The 17,643-nt window shown below is 67.9% G+C and carries 11 protein-coding genes; 7 read left to right on the top strand and 4 right to left on the bottom strand.

Annotated features, from left to right (window positions below; genetic code table 11):
• Nucleotides 1-55: 55 nt before the first annotated feature.
• Entirely contained in the window at nucleotides 56-826 is a 771-nt protein-coding gene (locus ACGFH9_RS05130; RefSeq protein ID WP_393215542.1) for a class II glutamine amidotransferase, read from the top strand.
• A gap of 50 nt (nucleotides 827-876) precedes the next feature.
• On the opposite strand, the gene ACGFH9_RS05135 is transcribed toward ACGFH9_RS05130, so the two are convergent.
• On the bottom strand, nucleotides 877-9,237 hold the full coding sequence (locus ACGFH9_RS05135; RefSeq protein WP_393215545.1) for a hypothetical protein: 8,361 nt from the start codon (nucleotides 9,235-9,237) through the stop codon (nucleotides 877-879).
• Between the two features lie 312 nt (nucleotides 9,238-9,549).
• Between ACGFH9_RS05135 and ACGFH9_RS05140 the strand changes: the two genes are divergently transcribed.
• The 6 genes from ACGFH9_RS05140 (at nucleotide 9,550) to ACGFH9_RS05165 (ending at nucleotide 13,425) form a co-directional block, all read left to right on the top strand.
• Complete coding sequence (locus ACGFH9_RS05140; RefSeq protein WP_393215548.1) at nucleotides 9,550-9,939, top strand: DUF3263 domain-containing protein; 390 nt, start codon at nucleotides 9,550-9,552, stop codon at nucleotides 9,937-9,939.
• 332 nt (nucleotides 9,940-10,271) lie between these two features.
• Complete coding sequence (locus tag ACGFH9_RS05145) at nucleotides 10,272-10,916, top strand: hypothetical protein (RefSeq protein ID WP_393215551.1); 645 nt, start codon at nucleotides 10,272-10,274, stop codon at nucleotides 10,914-10,916.
• Nucleotides 10,913-11,308, top strand: coding sequence for a phage holin family protein (locus ACGFH9_RS05150; protein ID WP_393215553.1), 396 nt, complete (start codon nucleotides 10,913-10,915; stop codon nucleotides 11,306-11,308). Before ACGFH9_RS05145 ends, ACGFH9_RS05150 begins: the two co-directional genes overlap by 4 nt.
• Nucleotides 11,309-11,330: 22 nt before the next feature.
• Nucleotides 11,331-11,930 carry a DUF3618 domain-containing protein gene (locus tag ACGFH9_RS05155; protein WP_393215556.1) on the top strand — a complete coding sequence of 200 codons (600 nt, stop codon included), beginning with the start codon at nucleotides 11,331-11,333 and terminating at the stop codon, nucleotides 11,928-11,930.
• A complete protein-coding gene (locus ACGFH9_RS05160) occupies nucleotides 11,899-12,789 on the top strand; it encodes a hypothetical protein (RefSeq protein ID WP_393215559.1) in 891 nt (296 codons plus the stop codon). The genes ACGFH9_RS05155 and ACGFH9_RS05160 overlap by 32 nt, the downstream gene beginning before the upstream one ends.
• A gap of 126 nt (nucleotides 12,790-12,915) precedes the next feature.
• Nucleotides 12,916-13,425: a GNAT family N-acetyltransferase gene (locus ACGFH9_RS05165; RefSeq protein WP_393215562.1), complete on the top strand. Its 510-nt coding sequence runs from the start codon at nucleotides 12,916-12,918 to the stop codon at nucleotides 13,423-13,425.
• A gap of 264 nt (nucleotides 13,426-13,689) precedes the next feature.
• Here ACGFH9_RS05165 and ACGFH9_RS05170 read toward each other — a convergent pair whose 3' ends face one another.
• The 3 genes from ACGFH9_RS05170 to ACGFH9_RS05180 all read right to left on the bottom strand — a co-directional run bounded on the left by ACGFH9_RS05170 (nucleotide 13,690) and on the right by ACGFH9_RS05180 (nucleotide 17,629).
• Complete coding sequence (locus tag ACGFH9_RS05170) at nucleotides 13,690-15,303, bottom strand: fatty acyl-AMP ligase (RefSeq protein ID WP_393215565.1); 1,614 nt, start codon at nucleotides 15,301-15,303, stop codon at nucleotides 13,690-13,692.
• Between the two features lie 63 nt (nucleotides 15,304-15,366).
• Nucleotides 15,367-16,875 (bottom strand): MFS transporter, encoded by a 1,509-nt coding sequence (locus tag ACGFH9_RS05175; RefSeq protein WP_393215568.1) that lies wholly within the window; start codon nucleotides 16,873-16,875, stop codon nucleotides 15,367-15,369.
• A 244-nt stretch (nucleotides 16,876-17,119) separates the two neighbouring features.
• Complete coding sequence (locus tag ACGFH9_RS05180) at nucleotides 17,120-17,629, bottom strand: hypothetical protein (protein WP_393215571.1); 510 nt, start codon at nucleotides 17,627-17,629, stop codon at nucleotides 17,120-17,122.
• Between the last annotated feature and the right edge of the window lie 14 nt (nucleotides 17,630-17,643).

Raw genomic sequence — 17,643 nt, forward strand, 5'->3', positions numbered from 1 at the left:
AAGAGCCGGCAAGCTTCCTGGAAACCTCACATCGCCGAAAGGTCCAATCGCCAGCATGTGTCGCCTCCTCGGCGTCGTCTCGTCGTCCCCAGATACCATCGCGAACCTTCTCGACGAAGACCTGCCCAGCTTCACCGCCCTCTCCGAGGAACACGCGGACGGTTGGGGGGTGGCCTATCGGACCGTCGACGGGATCGGTGCGAGGCGTTCGGTGGAGCCTGCCTATCAGAGTTCGGCTTATGACCACACAGTCGGTGCCATCCGGACCGATCTCGCTCTGCTGCATCTCCGACTCGCCAATCCGGGTTCGCGGTTGACCGAGTCGAACACGCATCCGTTCGTGCTGGGAGCCACCGCTTTCGCGCACAACGGCCACTTCAGCCCGCCGGACGCGCTGGACGATCTCATCGATCCGGATCTGCTGGCCCTGGCCGCTGGTGATACGGACAGCGAACGCTACTTCCTCCTCGTCCTACAGGAGCTTCGAGGCGGCCAGGACCCGGTGTCCGCACTGCAGAACGCGTCCCGATCGGTGCGCGAACGTACGACGTTCAGCGGTTTGAACTGTCTCCTGCTGACACCCGACACGCTGTACGCCCACAGCGACAACGACCCGGAGTCGGAGGTCAGTCGCCGTAGGGGACCAGACTTCTTCAGGCTCAGCTACCGTGTCACGGCCGATCGTGTCGTGGTGGCATCCAGCGGTTGGACTCAGCCCCAGACGCGGTGGACCGGCCTCGGTAGCGGTACCGTGCTGCAGATCGACCGCACCGGCCTGCGGGTGCAGGTGCACGAGCCCAGCGCCATCCCAAACCGCGTGCCGTGAGTTAACTGGATCTCGCCGTCGTGGTTGGCCGCCCGGGGGCCTGCTGGCGTTCAGCAGTTGAGCACCTCGGCGGCCAGCCGCTGGAAATCTGCACCTCTGTTTCCGTTGGAGGTCTGGGCCGACACGCTGCGGATCGCGTCGACCCAATCTTGCTTCCCCGCGATGCTCAGGCTGCCGGACCTTGCCTTCACGTACTCCAACGCCTTTGATACATCGTTGTCGAGCATCAACCTCATCGCCTCCATGACTGTCGCCGCGCCAGCGGTCTGGTGGCCAGTCTGTTTGATGAGGCTCACGCGTTGGTCGACAGGAATGTTGCTACCCCGGTCGTCGATCAGCAGGCGGTTGCGTTCGACCGGGTCCGTCGACTCCTGGTAGTCGAGGACGAACTCGGCCTCGCCTGATGCTCCGAACTCGCCCAGCAACGGTGTGAACTTGTCGAACCATTCATCGTCGTCGACTTGCTGAACGATCACTCTCAGGTCGTCGCGCACCCGCTGGAGCGCAGCGTCGGCTTCGGTCGTACTGCGTCGCCTGAGCTCGGCGATGTCACTGAAGAGGGTGTTGACGACCGTCAGCTTCGCGTCCCTGTTCGGCGCGAGCAGCAGCTTGCCGACCGTTGTGCTCGTCGAGCCGAGGACCGGCCCGTCCAGCGCGGTGGCTCGCCGGAGAAACCAGGGCTTTAGACGGCCTTCGTCCAGGTCGACAGCGGACGAGGGAGCGGCGTACGCCCGCCAGATCGGGTTCAGCGCCAGGCCTGTGCCGTTGGCTGGCGACTTGGGGACGAGATGCACGATGCTGAGGCGGTAATTCTCCGACAACTTCTTGAGGCTGGCGTTCAGTGCTGCCTCAGTGACCACGACGGCCTGCTGCCCGCTGAGGGCGAACTGTTGAACCAGGCGCCTGACGTCTCGGATGACCTCGCCGGGGGCCTCCACACCCCGCTTCTGCACGCCCAGGTAGATGACTTGGCGGTCGACGTTGCGCGCGGCTTCGCGGATCTCGTTCTGCGTCTGATCGGCGGGCAGGTGGCCCCGCCAGTAGAGGTTGGATCGTTCCTTGTCGCGCACGACGCCCGGTGGCAGCAGCGCGTTGTCCAGAAGGGGCGGACTCGGGGGCTCTGCAGACGACGGGCGAAGATCACCGGTGGACGCGTCGACTCCGGTGTCCTGCAGGAAACCGTCGAGGTCGACGGGTCGGCCGCTTGCGTCGAGCACGAGCACGTCGGTACCAGGTGCGGACAACTGTCTGTACCGGTCGTCGTCGACCGTCGCGACCTTGTCGAACAGACCACGCTCCTGCGTGTCCAGCCACCGCAGCTGGACCTGCCCACTGCGGTCATCAGCCAGGAGCCAGTACACGTGAGCCGGCTGACCGGTGGGTCGAACAGCCACGAGCATCATCGCACTCGGATTTCGCTCCATAGCCCGCCACAATCGTGCAGGATCGACCTGATACGCGGGCGTCAGACTGGTGCCGCCGAGAGCGCTGACGAGGTCAGACAGGTGCGGATCCGTGAACACGGAATCGTCGACGGTTTGGTTGCTGATCCGACCGTGAAATGCGGCGAACGCTCCCATAGCGCGCATCAAACAGTCTGACTCGCGATTCGGAAGCGGATGGGCGGCAGACTGGTTTGTGGAGATCCATCCGCTGAGCCGTTCGGCCGAGCGGCCCGACTTCGGGTCGTTCCGCACTGCGGCCACGGCCGCGCTGAACGGACTCTCGGTGCCGGAGGTGGGCGACTTCGGCTTCTCGATCTCGGCCAGCAGCTCCGTAACCTTGGCGTCCGTCACGAGTTTCCGACGGTGCCACTCCTGCTGCTCACGTACCCAGGCGGCATCGAGGTCATCGAGGGAGGTTGCGGTGGTCGGCGTCGGAGCCGACGTGCTCGTGGCGTCGGGTGCGGCTGCTTGGTTCAGCTCGCCAGCGAGCCGCGCGCGTTCGTAGGCCAAGTTCGCTGAGCGCCAGGCGATGAAGCTCTGCTGCTGCGACATTGCCGCCGAATTCGCCGCGGCGAGCCGCTCCATCGCCCGAGGGTCGTCGGCAAAGCCTAGATGGTGCGCCGCATCGACCAGGTCCATCCAGACCGGGGCCGCGTCGGGAATCGTCACCATCAGCGCGGCTGTGGTGTCCGCGGTGGCCCTGGGCATGCTGGCCATGACGACGAGCTGCTCGGTCCACTCGATCAAGGCGCTCGGCTCCCTGCTGTGGAGCAGGGACAGGTCGACGACACCACCCAGGCCGGTACCCGCATCCTGTGAACCGGCCAGCCCGCTGGCGGCATCGGCACCTGCACCGACTCGGTTCGAACTCGACCTGTGGTCGTGGGCGCCCCAGTAGCTGTCCGTCGGCGCGCTGGTCGGGTCAGCTTGTCCAGCGTGACTGTCGACCTGTCCGGGCCGACCGCTGCCCGCACCGGAGAACGTTGCGACGTCGATCCGGCTTTCGCTGCTGCTCGTGCCGGAGCTGGTGTTGCGGCCACCACGCGTATCCCGGACGTGCGGCGGTTGCACGGAAACGAGCCGAGCGCGAACGATTCTGCTGTGCAGGGTGAGGGTCATCTTGCCGCCCACCAATCGCGGATCCTCGATCGGTATCTCCAGCGGACCGGACAGGCGGGTTCGCAGGGTGCCCCACAGCATGCTCTGCCCCAGCGAGGTGATCAGCTGGTGCGCGAGGAAGCCGCCGAGCTTGGCCTCGTCGCCAGCCAACCCAGCGCCGATCAGAGCTTGCATCGCTGCGGCCTGGACCGCCGCAGCGCCTCGGAAGTCCGCTACCTGGAACTGCGGCGGCAGTCGCAGCGACGTCGTGCCCTCGTTGCCGAAAGAGTGCTCCCCTAATTGCCAGCGGCGAAGGTTGGCCTCGGCAGGGTGAGACACGAGTCGCGTCCACGACACGGGTCGGGGAGTTCCGAGGTCCTTGGCATCGGTCCGGAGGTGGTTGGCGAACTTGTCGGTGACCAGGTCGTGTCCGATTCGCAGCGGAGCGCCCAGTGGAAGACCTCGGTGGTACGCGTTCGCCAGCAACGTGACCCGTTGGCGCACCTCGGCCCATGCACCCGGCATGTCGACGGCCACCATTTCCCGATCTGCGACCGTCGAGACCCGGGCGCTCTGATGGGCTCTGCCCAGTGTCCCGGTCATGCCGGTAGACCCTGAGCGTTGAGGCTCCACCGCGCCGGCGAAGACTTCTGTCACCGTTTCCGTAGCGGTGTAGCCGACCTGCTGAAGGCTCCTCGCGGCCGTGCTCGTCACGTCGAGCTCCAGGTTTCTCGGACCCGCGGTCACCTGTGTGATGTGCGGTTCCGTCGGCAGCCCCCCGTCGTCCTGCGCAACCACCTGCAACACGATTTGAACCGTGCGGCGACCGATTCGTCCCGGGTAGGTGAGCAGGAGTGAAATGCCCCCATCGATCAGCGCGCCCCAGTTTCCCTCAAGATGTTCGCTGGTCGTGTGGTCCAAGACCAGATCGGCGTTGTTCAACCCTGTCTTGTTGTCGCCGATCAGGGGCTCGGCATCACCGACGTTGAGCTGTTGTGGAAAGTGGATGTTCCGGAGCCAGGTCAGCACCTCGCTGCCTACCGCCTGCACGTTCAACAGCCGTGCCGAGCCGAGGTTCCGTGGCGGACTGAGAAGCGCTCCGCCGCCGAGGGTGAGCGAGGACGTCGGTGCGGTGTTGAACGGCTGGGCGATGAAGAGAGAAGGTTCGGTGGAGGTCGGCGGCCGAGGGGCATCCAGCACACCCATTCGGCGAGCCGTCGCGGACATCATCAGCCCGAATGCGGTCGCATTCTCGACGGATCGGCTGGCGCTGAAAAAGCTGTCCGATCCGATCACGGGCTCGTTGGTGAGAACGGCGTGGACCACGAAGCGAACACGGGCCTGCACGGGAACCTGCAGTCCGCGATCGTGATAGTTGGTGTCGTTGCGTTCGATTTCTGTACTCAAGCTAAATGACCGGAGTTTCGCCCTCCCTGCGGTACGTCGGCGAACTGAATCACCCTGAACCATTCCGGACGACGACCCCGCGTGAGCGCCCGGACCGGCGGAGAGTGAGCCCTGCACACCGCGCGTCCAGGAACTGTTGACGCTGTGGTTCACGGCGATGCCATGCTCGATCGCATGTTCGAGCACGCCCTGTGGGCCGATCTTGGGCGTCTCGACGAAGGCGCGGACGTACACCGAGCCGCTGACCGCCGGGTCGTTGAGGATCTCGCCGAGACCGTGCAGGCGGACGGCCTGTCGGGTCATCGTGGGCAGGAGCGCGGCCACCCGATCTGGAGTGAGCTGCTGGTGCAGCAGGTAGTGCGACAGGCTGGCGGGAGTGGTGATCCCGACGGCGGTGCCGCGAGCAGAGGCACCCTGTTGAATCATCAGTTGCCGGGCCTGGGTCACCGCTTGCTCGACCGCCGTCACCAAGGCGTCGGTGCCGTGGACATAGGAGAGGTGGTCCCAGTTGGTCACCATCTTCGTAGGTGCATCGCCGAGCGTCCGGTCACGCGAATGCCGCCGTTTGAGGTTAACGGTTGAAATCTTCGGCTCAGGCAGGTCGACAACACCCGCCAGGGCGGCATTCTTATCCTCGAAGGTGAGATCCCGGGAGATGGAGAAACCGACAGGAAGGCTGAACGTTTGTGAATCCACGTCGCCGATGAGACGAACCGGGCGTGGCTCGGCACCGAGCAGGCGCTTCCAGAGTTGGTTTATCCGACTCACCGGACTCTTCAGCGCGTACACCCCGAGCGTGACCTCGAAATCCTGCACGTAGACCGCTTGGGCCTTGTCACCACCATCGAGGAAAGTCTCGTTAGTGGTCTTGGTCACGGTTGTTTGGCGCCGACGGAGGTAGCGGAGCATCGCGGCGAAGAAGCCGACACGCCCGACTCGGATCCTGGCGTTCGGGCCGATGCTGGTGTTGATCGCGCCGACGGATTCGGTAGTGTGCGTCACGCCGCGTTGCAGACGGTGCGGCGTCGAGGGCAGCGTTCGGCCCTGGGGAGGTTGCACGACAACGGACGCGGCAGGCTGCTCGACCTCTTCAGAGTCCTCGGGAATCGTCACCATGAGCGGCGGTGGAGTTCGCTCGTCATTGCGAATGCCGATGTACTGCGGTTCTACGTCGGGACGGGCGTTGCGGAGTTGAATGATCAGCGCCAAAGAACGGGAACCGTTGTCGAGACCCAGCCGAACAGCGATGTGTCCGGCGGTCAGGCTGAGGAAATCAGCCGCCATCCGTGTCGCCCCAGCCTGCGTGGTGAGGCTCTCTTCGTTGAGCATTGCCTGCATGATCCGCCTGGTCACCATTCGTTTGGTCTGCGGCGTATCCCAGGCCGGCAAGAAGTCCCGAAACTCTGCGTTCTCCGGCCGATCCAACAGGAGTCGGAGGCGCTCTGCTATGCGGATCGCGATTCGTTCGGCCCCGAAGAGAGTCGTCTGCCCGAGCCGGAGCTGACCATCGCGCCACATGTACGTGGGCAGGTGTCGACGCGCGGTAGGCATCGTGGCTACACGGAGGCGTTCGATCAGTTCAGTGCCTTCCGCCGACACCGCTTCCGCCGCGGTCTGCTCGCGACGCGCCGTCGGCCCGACCACACGATGGATGGCTGCGCGGTAGATGCCGGCCGGCACTTCCTCTACCGCCTCAAGTTCCGAGACGACCGGGGCCGGGTCCACTCCGCGACGGTGCCAGAACCGCACCCGGTCCCGGGACGTGACCCGCATGACTGTGGCCCGGTACCGGGTGCGCACCAGCACGGTCGGAACGGTCAATTCCTGCCCTGCGCGGCTGCTGGTAGCTGTTGCCGAGTTTGCGCCAATCATGCTGCTCTGCGTGGCCGTCATGCCGGCGGAAATGAGCGACAAGGGGTAGATCGAGCTGACGGTGGCCTGCAGCCGCAGGCCGGTCCGGCTGTCGGTGCGAGTTCCTACGTCACTGACCGCTGTTGGCTGTTTGCGGAGCCAGGCGTCAGCGGCGGGGGTGCCGATCTGCTCCGCCGACACGAGCTGCAACCGAGTCCGCAAGCCCGCTGAGGACGGCATCCTGAACCAGCACCGGCTGGACAGGAAACGAGGACCGTGAATGTTGCGAAGCAGCCGTTTGAGTGCTCTACCTCCCGACCAGTGGCTGTAGATCTGCTGCCGGTTCTCGCTTGCGGCAGGCGCGATCGATTCGTCGCCGATCAGTTCGGCCACCTTGCGGGCTAGTCCGCCGGTCTCGTCACCGACCTGCACCGTCGACAGGCTGGGTGTCAGCAGAGTCACTGCCGCGTCGTCGAGCGTGTGCGCCGGGCCTGGCGCTGGCGTCATGAGCGCCAGACGCTTGGTGATCCGAAACCAGTGTGAGCCCACTGATGTTTCAGCCGCGTCGGCCGGCGGCTCGTTGTCGCGCCAGACGCGCAGGGTCAGTTCTGAATCGACGAGGTACGAGTCGGCCTCGCCCCAGGATGCTTGGGCATCGGTCGTGGTCATGCTGGCCTGGCTGCTTTGTGTTGCTCTTGCGTCCAAGGCCGCTGCGCCAAGGGTCACGGGCACCCCCGCAGCGATCAGCGGTATCGGTACCTGGAAGAACCCGCGCTGCGGGCGGCCACGACCGTGCTGAGTATTTGTTTGGTCCCGGCTGAACTGGCTGAGCCGGTTGCCTGAGTCGATGCGGACCTGATCGGTCATCTTCGGTCGTGGCGTCAGGGACACCCAGACGATCTCCCGCCGACCTGACTTCCACCAGTGCCCCGAGCGGGTCCGGACCACGAAAGCTCGGCTGTTGTGGAGGAACGTCTCAGGTTCGGTGGAGAGTGCCTCGATCAAGGGATGAGCGTCGGCAGCTAGGTCGAACTCGCGCAGCGCGGAGCGTACGTGTTCGATGAGCCGCGCCGACCAGCTCGGCATGTCGAAGGGGGTCGCCGGCACGTTGAGCAGGTGTGGCACAGCGGCTACGGCAGCTCGGACCGTCGCCGCGTCGTCCGGGGACGCCTCCTTGACCAGCGCCCAGACCGCCTCGGCCTCGGCCCTGTCGGTGTGTCCCTGCGCCGTGGGAGGGTCGGCCGACAGCTGAGGCCGCCCGGGCGCGGGCAGGCTGGCAGGAAAGATGGGGGTCTGCAACGTCGATACCGCGGCGCGGAGCCGAGCACCCCACCGCCCCGGGCGTCTCGGGCCGACGAACGGATCGAGCAACGCCGCCAATGTGCGGTCATTGCCGAGACCGCTGATCGGGTCAGCGGATTGTAGGAGCGCGGCGATGGTGGTCGCGTTTCCGGACGGGTCGATGAGCAGAACCTGTGTGCCGGGCGCGGTGAGTTGCCGGTTCAGGGAAGAGCCAGCGGATGCGTCCGTTTCGGGAAGCCCGGCGACGTGTACGCGGGCCACGGATAGTCCAGGGACGACCCAACGTGCAAGGACGTGTCCGGCCTGGCCATCGGCGATCAGGCCGGACAGCCTGGTCGGGCTGGCGGCGAAGCGCACGAATGCCAGCGTGCCGGGCGCGCGCTGCAGAGCGGCGAACAACAACCGGACGTCGGCCAACGGACTGAAGTCTCCCCCAATCACCTGCGCGAGACGGGAGGGATCGAGGTCAGCAAGGAGCTCCGAGGGGGAGGCCAGCTGCGGTGCACGTTGAAGCGAGGCAATGTACGACTTCACCGCGGCGACCACGGTGTGCCGGTCGGGCAGGTCTGTCGTCGGGCTCAGGCGGTCCTGGTCAACTTCCCGGACGAGCGTCCGCATGGTGCTGACGGTGTTCAGCCGTGCGGCGAGGATCGGATCGTAGGCCTCGGGGCGCAGCCGCCCCGGTGGGGTGAGTGAGGCGTCGTAGCGGCGGACCAACTCGATCAGTTGCGCGGTGCGTTCCCGCAGCGTTGCCAGGTACGCCGCCGGCGACGCGTGCGTGCCGATCGGGTTCCAGTCCCGCAGGGAAGGTGGCTCATCGCGTTGTTGACTCGCCTTGTGCGCTGCTTGGGGGTCGAAGGATCCGAGCTGCTCTATCGCCCACTGTTCGGTGCGTCGGTAGCGTGCGTTCACCAGGTGCTCGGCGGGCAGCACGAGCACGGCATTCGCCTCGCCGCGCGCGTCGAACGGCAGGAGCCGCGGGGCGTGCCGGACCCACGACTCAGGTACCTGTGCCAGGGTCGGAAGGCCAACCTGGTCGGCGCGGGTCATTGCCGGTGCCACGCCGGGTGCGAGTCCGTGGGGTACATGCACCATTCTCGCGAGTAGGTCCAACGACTGGTCGCGCAGGATGACGGCGACGGCCCCCTGGTCGACGACCGCTGTGTCGATGTGCACCTGGTGCAAGCCCTGCACTGGCGGTGCGTTGAGCACCGCGTCGGGCACGACACCGCCGGGGCCAATCCACATACCCGAGCGCACCCACGTAACGATGGACTCGACGCAGACCGGTTCGGCGGGTTGGCTCACCTCGCATCCCCTTTCAGCGGATAGACCCCGACAGCGTCACCGCAACCTAGGGGCCGGACGTTTCGTACGTGCTCTACGTCAGTCGCGATCCGACAACGGAGTGGATGTTGGTCACTCGTGCGATTGACATCGGAGGTGCGCGCGAGGTCGTGGTGTCTCGGCCATATCCTACTATCTATAGCGGTTAGGTAGTGATCTAAGTGGGCCCGCGCTCGGGGACCGTGGTCGGGGCTCAGCGGAAAACGCGCGAAGTCAGCCTGCCGGCCACGTCAGTTACTGCGACCCTGATCGGCCTTGGCTAGGCTGAATGGCATGCCCACCGATCCCGTCCCGGCCGCAGCCGAGCCGTCCACTGACGATCGTTGGGCTGACGACATCGCCGCTAGTAGGCTGCCCGTCCCTACACCACGCCCGGCACCGCCCATTGAGACCGCGGACGGGCCGGAGCCGCCCATCGAACGCCCCGACGAGGTCGGGTTGACCGAGCGGGAATGCGCCATCCTTGCCTTCGAGCAGCGCTGGTGGCGGCACGCCGGCGCCAAGGAGCAGGCTCTGCGGGACACCTTCGGGATCTCCGCGACCCGCTACTACCAGTTGCTCAACGGGCTGCTGGACAATCCGGCCGCACTCGCCGCCGATCCCGTACTGATCAACCGACTGCGCCGGCTCCGCTCGTCGCGGGCCCGCAACCGTCGCCGTTGACGTTCGCCCTACTTCTTCTCGTACCCCTGTGGCCCGTTGCCGATGGCGAGCAACGTCAGCGCCCACCCGGACGGTCTGCGCGGTTCCGACGCCGCCGTCCGCGATCCGCCGGATACCCCCGTTCCTGCCGCGTCCGGTCGTCCGGAAACTCCGGGAATGACTGCTGCTGACGCGACCGCTCGTGCTGCCTCCGATGCGGTGGGCTTCGGCCCTCATTGGGTGCTCATGCCAGGCCAGCACAGCTACCGGTTCGCATGTCGGCCGCGTGGACGGGTAGGCGACGAGTGTTCCGGGGTCGCCAGGCGACCGAGCACCCAGGAGGGGAGCGGAGCATGACGGCAACGAATCAGAGCGGTAGGGGGCAGCAGGCCCGGCAGGAGGCGTCCCGCGTCGGCCACCAGGCAACGCAGGCCGGCGGGCAGGTCGCCCACACCGCCGCCGAGCAGGGCGGGCAGGTGGCCGCCGAGGCGCGCCGACAGGCCCGGCAGCTGACCGGCCAGGCCGGCGGACAGCTTCGGGAACAGGCGCAGACGCAGCAGCGGCGCGCCGCCGACGGTCTCCGCGACATCGGTCGCGAACTAGGATCGATGGCCGAGCGCGACGGCGATACCGGGCTGGCCGGTCAGGCGGTACGCCGGGTGGCCGACGCCGCCCAACAGGCCGCCGGCTGGCTCGACGAGCGCGAGCCCGGCGAGGTGCTCGACGATGTCCGCACGTACGCCCGGCGTCACCCGGGCACGTTCCTGGCCGGCGCGGCGGTGACCGGACTTCTGGTCGGACGGCTCACCCGTGGGCTGACCGGATCGTCCTCCGGCAACGGCGGGAGCGCAGGCATGCCGAGTGCCCAGCCGGCCGCTCCCCAGGGCACACCGGCGGAGACCGGGCAGGCGCAGCCGTACGTGGGGGCGGCGCGGGCGCGGAACGTCTCGCCCGCCGGTCGTCCGCAGGGGGATCTGCCCGGCGGGGTGGCGCCGTGAGCGCCCCCGAGAAGGAGCGGACCCAGGCATCGGTCGGTGACCTCCTCGGCGACGTGACCAGGGACATGTCCACCCTGGTGCGCAAGGAGGTCGAGCTGGCCAAGGCCGAGCTGCGCGAGGAGGTCAGCCAGGCGGGCAAGGCCGGCGGTATGTTCGGCGGTGCCGGGCTCGCCGGGTTCCTGGCGGTTCTCTTCGTGTCGTACGCCGCGTGGTGGGGGCTGTCCAACGCGATGGACCAGGGCTGGGCGGCGTTGATCGTCGCGATTGTCTGGGCCGCTGTCGCCGGTGGACTCTTCCTCAACGCACGGACCCAGCTGAAGCGGGCACGCGCGGTACTGCCTCGGACGAAGCAGACCGCCCGGGAGTTGCCGGACGCCCTGCGGGGCCGGTGACCGAGTCGGTAGGGAGCAGACCATGTCCAGTGATCCGGATCGGATCCGGCGGGAGATCGAGACCACCCGCAACGAGTTGAGCAGTGACGTCGACGCCCTGGCCGACAAGGTCAACCCGCGTCGGATCGCCGGTGACAGCGTCGGGCAGGCTCGCGGCGCGCTCACCCGAGCGAAGGAGAAGATGATGGGCAGCTCGAACCATCTGGGGCAGGAGACCGGCCAGCGGATGTCGCACGCCGCGGGCTCCGTACGCGACGAGACCCGGTCGCTCGGGCAGCAGTCCCGCGCGCAGGCGCAGGGCAATCCGCTGGCCGCCGGGCTGGTCGCCTTCGGCGTCGGCCTGCTGGCTGCCTCGCTCGTTCCGCCGAGCGGGCGTGAACGGCAACTCGCCGGCCGGGCGCGGGAGATGGTGAGTGAGCACTCGGGTGAGCTGCGACAGCAGGCGAGCCAGGTCGGCCACCAGGTCCAGGACAACCTGCGGGAGCCCGCGCAGCAGGCGGCCCAGTCGGTGCGGTCCAGCGCCCAGCAGGGCATGTCCACGGTGCGCGACCAGGGCCGTTCGGCCGCCGGTCAGGTGCAGGGACAGGCGCATGCGGCCGCCGACGACCTTCGGCAGCGCTGATGTGACGGGGCCGGCGTCGATGATGCGGGTACGTACCGCGTCCGCGCCGGCCCCGGGCCGGCCTCTCAACGAGGACCTGGTCTTCCAGTTCGGTCCGCTGGTCGGTGTCCTGGACGGCGCGACCGTGCCGGATGGCTTCGACACCGGCTGCGTCCACGGACCGGCGTGGTACGTCCGGCACCTGGCCGCCCGGCTCGCGGTGGCGGAGGCGGCCCGTCCGGCGGCCCGCCTGACCAGCAACCTCGCCGCCGCCATCCTCGCCGTCCGCGCCGACCACGGTGGGCAGTGCGACCTGGACCATCCGGGCACACCGTCCAGCACCGTGTGCCTGCTGCGTGACTGCGGCGACCAGGTGGAGCACCTCGTGCTCTGCGACAGCCCCATGGTGCTGGACGTGGGCGGTCAGGTGAGCGTGGTGACCGACGACCGGCTGGACACCGCGATGGCCGAGCTGCGACAGACCCTGGCCACCGTGCCGGCGGGCGCGTCGGACCCGGTCGAGCGTTTCCGGCACGCGGTGGGCGTCCAGCGGGAGCGGATGAACCGTACCCACGGCTACTGGGTCGCGGCGGCCGACCCGGACGCGGCCTTCCACGCGGTGACCGGGACGTCGCCCCGGCGAGGTTCGGCGGCCCTACGTCGGGCGGCGCTGCTCAGCGACGGCGCGTCCAGTCTCGTCGAGCAGTTCGGGCTGACCGACTGGGCCGGACTGCTGGATCTGCTGAGCGCCGAGGGTCCGGCCGCGCTGCTCGGCAAGGTGCGGGACGCCGAACGCGACCATTCCGACCGGCTCCGCCGGCACAAGCCCAGCGACGACGCCTCGGTGGTGTTCTGCGAGTTCGGCTCGGTCGACCCATAGGCCATATGACGACGGAGCGTGAGGAAAGACACCCGAACCGCCCGACCGGCCGGTACCCGTAGCCGGACCGCCATCCGATGCCGAATGGGGTGGACTTCGGCCGATGGGGCCGGCAGACTGCGGCACGTGGCGGGTGCGGTCCGGCTGGAGCCGGTGGACGAGCGGAATCTGGAGCCGTTGCTCTCCGTAGCGGCGGCGGAGGCCGAGCCGGGTGAGGTGATGCCCCCCGTCGAAGCGCCCGCCGGCTGGTCGCTCGCCCGCCGGGAAGCCTTCCGTGAGTTCCACCGGGCGAGCTTCGCCGGCCTGGATGGCGCGACCGCCTCCCAGATGTACGCGATCCTCGTCGGCGGCGAGGTGGTGGGGATGATCCGGATGACGCGCTGTGACGAGCCGGGCACGGTGGAGACCGGCATGTGGCTCGGCCTCTCGGCGCGCGGGCAGGGGATCGGTGCGGCCGCCCTGCGCGAATTGCTCAATGTCGCCGCCCGTGTTGGCATGCGTGCGGTGGTCGCCGAGACGACGTCCGACAATATTGGCGCGCTCACCGTCCTCGAAAAGTGCGGTGCGAAACTGCGCGAGGACAACGGAAAGGTGCACGCCGAAATCTGCCTGGATTCCACGCCACCGGCTTTGTGACTGGGTCTTTTCTCTTTCGCTTCTCCCCGGTAACCCTCCTTGGCCCCTGAGCGGGCAGACGCCCCGGACCCGCCGGGGGGTGAGGGAGACACGCCGCCAACGCTCCGGCCACGGCTCGCACCGTCGACGTACGCCCGGCCATTCACGATCGCCCGTCAGCACGTGACAACGGCCAGCGTCGAGGATTTAGTCGTGTTTCACCGCGGGCGGTCACCGTCGGCTCGGGGTGGCCGCCGTCGACCTGGCCAAACGCCTCGGGAAGGACTACTCCAGCAGCGCCCGGGTCTTGGCGCGCTTCACCTTGCCGCTCGTCGTGACCGGAATGCCGCCGGTGGGCAGCAGACGAATGTCGGCCAGGGAGACGCCGTGCTCGGCGAGGACCGCGCTGCGGATCGCACCCTCGACCCGGGCCTGTGTCTCCGCGTCGAGAGGCAGCCGCAACGTGGTCTCGGCCACCACGGCGAGCTGGTCCTGCTTAGGGCCGAGCGGCACCGCGGCGCAGCGACGCCCGTGCAGCTCAGAAAGGCTGCGCTCGACGGTGTGCTCGATGTCCTCGGGGTGCAGCGTCAGGCCCTCCAGGTTGATCACGTCGGCAAGGCGACCACAGACGTAGAGCTCACCCTGCCAGAGGAAGCCACGATCGCCGGTACGAAGGTACGGCTGCTCGTCGAAGCCGGCGATCCGCGCGGCAAAGACGTCTGAGCTTTCCGGGACACCCCAGTACGCGCTACCGGTGCTCGGGCCGTGCAGCCAGATCTCGCCGAGCCGGCCCGACGGGCACTCCTCGCGCGTGTCCGGGTCGACGATCCGCACGGACAGGCCCTCGGGTCGCAGCCCACACCCCACCTTGGGTAGGCCGGCCTCGGCATCCTCCACGGCCAAGCCGATCTGAAGCTTCTCGCGATCGAAGCGCACCGTCGTCGCTTGGCCACCGCCGTACCGGACACCGCTGACGAAGACCGTGTTCTCGGCGAGGCCGTAACACGGCGCCACTGCCTCGGGGCGGAAGCCGGCCGGCGCGAAGTGGTCGTTGAACCGCTGCACGGTGTCGGGCCGCACCTGCTCGGCGGCGTTCAGCACAACAGCCATCGAACGGAGATCCAGCTCATGGACGTCGTCTCTGGACACTCGCCGTACGCAGAGATCGAAGGCGAAGTTCGGGGCGGCGGTGAGGTTGCCTCCGACCTCGCCGATGGTCTGTAGCCACTCGGCGGGATTCTTCAGGAAGGCGATCGGTGGGATCAGGGTCATGGTGCCGCCCGCCAGGACCGTGTACATCATCAGCGCGAGCCCCATGTCGTGGAAGTGCGGGAGCCAGCAGACCATCTGGACGTCCCGAACCTGTGGCGCGATGGAGTGATAGAACTCGTCGAGCATGCGCAGGTTGTGCAGGTACGCGCGGTGGGTGACCAGCACCCCCTTGGGAAGTCCGACAGAGCCCGAGGTGTACTGGATCAGCGCCAGGTCGTCAGCCGATCGCTCGACCACCTCGTCGACCTCCGCCGACAGAGCCTGGTCGATCAGGAGCTTGGGGCCTTGCACCGCCTCGGCGACAGCGGTCTGCGTGAGCGTGACTTTCGCTCTGCCATGGGTGGCGGCCATGTTGCCGGCCGGGCCCGGCGGCACCGGGATGGCGACGGCACCCGCGTACCAGCAACCGAACAACGCGGGCAGGAAGTTGACGTCGGTCGGGAATGCCAGCGCGACCCGGTCACCTGGCTCGACCTGCTTGGAGAGTGACGCGGCAGCGAGACGGGCGCGGCGCTCCACCTCGGCCCAGGAGAGGTCCTCTTGGCCCGCCACCCGCACAGCCGTCTGCTCGCCGCGCTCGATGGCGTTTCGCCGCAGCAGGTCACCGATACTCGGGGAACGGTGCATTCTTTCTACACTTCTTTCTTGTCGGAATTTGCGCCGTCGAATTCGGAGGGCAGCCCGGAGACCTCAGTTGACAGATGTTTCATGTAGGTCACGTCGGCGAATGAAGGCGAACGCGACCACGGCCCCGACGAGGGCGACTGTCGCCGCTACCACCATGACGACGTCGAACCCCACCATGAACGCCGAACGCGCCGCGTCGAGTGCCTGAGCGGCGAGCCCGGGCTGCCCGGCCGCAGCGAAGACGCGAGACCCACCGTCCGCCGCCACCGAGGCCGCTGCCTCCTCGCCGAACACGTGTCCGACAGTCGACTGCGCAAAGTCGGCGCTGACCCGGTTCTGGAACAGTGCTCCGAGCGCCGCGATGCCAATGGCCGTCCCGACCTGTTGGAAGGTGACGTTGATGCCCGATGCCATGCCGGCCCGGGCCGGTTCCACCATGGCGATCGCAAGCGCCGAACGCCGTCCGGTGAACAAGCCCATCCCTGCCCCACCGATGATGAAGCCGGGCAGGATCGCGGTCCACGCGCTCTCGGCATTCACGCTCGTGACCAGCAGGAGCCCTGCCGTGATCGCGAGCAGCGCCCCGCCGGTGACCGCCCAGACCGGCAGTCGCTCGGCGAGCGCACCGGACACCGCTGCGGCGACGAACAAACTGACGGTCAGGGGGAGCATGCGAACGCCAACTTCCCAGGCCGACAGCACGACGATGTTCTGCAGGTATGCCGTGAAAATGAAGATCGCGAACATGAACGAACCCGCGCAGAGGGCGGTCGCCACGCCCATGGCGACGAACGTCCGGTTGCGGAAGAGCCTGAGGTCGAGCATCGCGTCGTCACCGGCCCTGCGTTCCACGGCGACGAAGAACGCCAGGGAGAGAGCGAACGCCGCGAACAGGCCGAGAATGATGGGGCTCGTCCAGCCTTGGTCCTCACCGCGCAACACGGCGAGGGTCAGCAGGGCCAGGGCGACGCAGAACGTCGACAGCCCCCACCAGTCGACCGGGCGAGGATCGGTCTCGCGCGACTCGTGCAGGCGCAGCTTCGCGAGGGCCAGTGCGACAATGCCAACCGGCACGTTGACGAGAAAGATGTACCGCCAGTCCCAGGCAGTGAGTGCACCGCCGATCAGCGGCCCGAGGGCGATGGCGAGTCCGGTCACGGCACCGAAGAGGCCGAAGGCGACCGCCCGGTCCTTGCCGCGGTACTCGTGCCCGATCAGAGCCGGGCCGACGGCGTAGAGGACCGCGCCTCCGATGCCTTGCACGGCTCGGGCCGTTGACAACACGATGACGTCCGTCGCCAGTCCGCAGGCCAGCGAGGCGAGGATGAAAACGGTCAGTCCGGCGAGGAAGACCCGCTTGCGCCCGAGGCGATCGGCCAGCGAACCGGCCGTGAGGAGAAAGACGGCGAGGCCGACGGCGTAGGCGTCGAGAACCCACTGTAGCGCCGAGAACGACGACGAGTATGTCTCCTGCATGTCGGCCAACGCCACGTAGACCACGGTGAGATCAAGCATGAGCATGAACGTGGCGGTCGAGACGAGCGCCAGGGTCCAACCCCGGTGTCGATTCATGGTTGCGCTGGGTGCCTGATCAATGACAGATCGCACAATTCCCCCGACTGGGCCTGAACACCCCCCACAATGGAAATTCAGAATAATACAGTCGAATTGACGAACTCTTTATCGATCGCTTCCCATCGAAGTGCTGTTCGATGACGAGCGGCGTCGGCCAAGTTGGGGGGGTGGCCAGGGCGCCGGTGCCGCAGTCGGTGTGGGCGCCGCCTGACCCTCAGCGCCGGTCAGCCCGCGCCGCAGATCAGCGACGCGTATCCAGCTCGTCGAGCAGGGACGGGTCGCGCCGGATCAGCTCCGCAAGGCGGGCCGCCGGGTCCGGGGTCAACCCGTCCGGGCCGGGCGCCCACGCCGGCACCGTGCGACCGGAGAGCGGCCAGGACGGCGGGAGTTCCACCGGGGTCGCCGCCGGCTCCGGGCCGACCGTCACGTCCGGGCCGTCCCAGGACACCCGCAGCGGGTACGTCCGACCGTCGTGCTCCACGCGGACGGTCACCGCCAGCCCGGGGTGGACGCCGACGACCTGGCGTACCGCCTCGGCTACCTCTTCGACCGGTCCCCACCTGGCAGTGTCGCCGGGGTCGACTCGTTCCGCGTGCCGGGCCGACCCGGCGGTGCGCCCCGCCACGGTGACGTCCGGCGCGGCGGTCGGGTCCGGCGGTGGCGCGATGTCGTCACGGTCGTTGGCACGCCGGCGCAGCGCCTCCTCGCGCCGGGCCAACCGGGCCAGCGTCTCGTCCAGGTCGCCCCTCACCAGCATCACCCCTT

The sequence above is a fragment of the Micromonospora sp. NPDC049102 genome (assembly GCF_043197485.1).
GTDB lineage: Bacteria > Actinomycetota > Actinomycetes > Mycobacteriales > Micromonosporaceae > Micromonospora.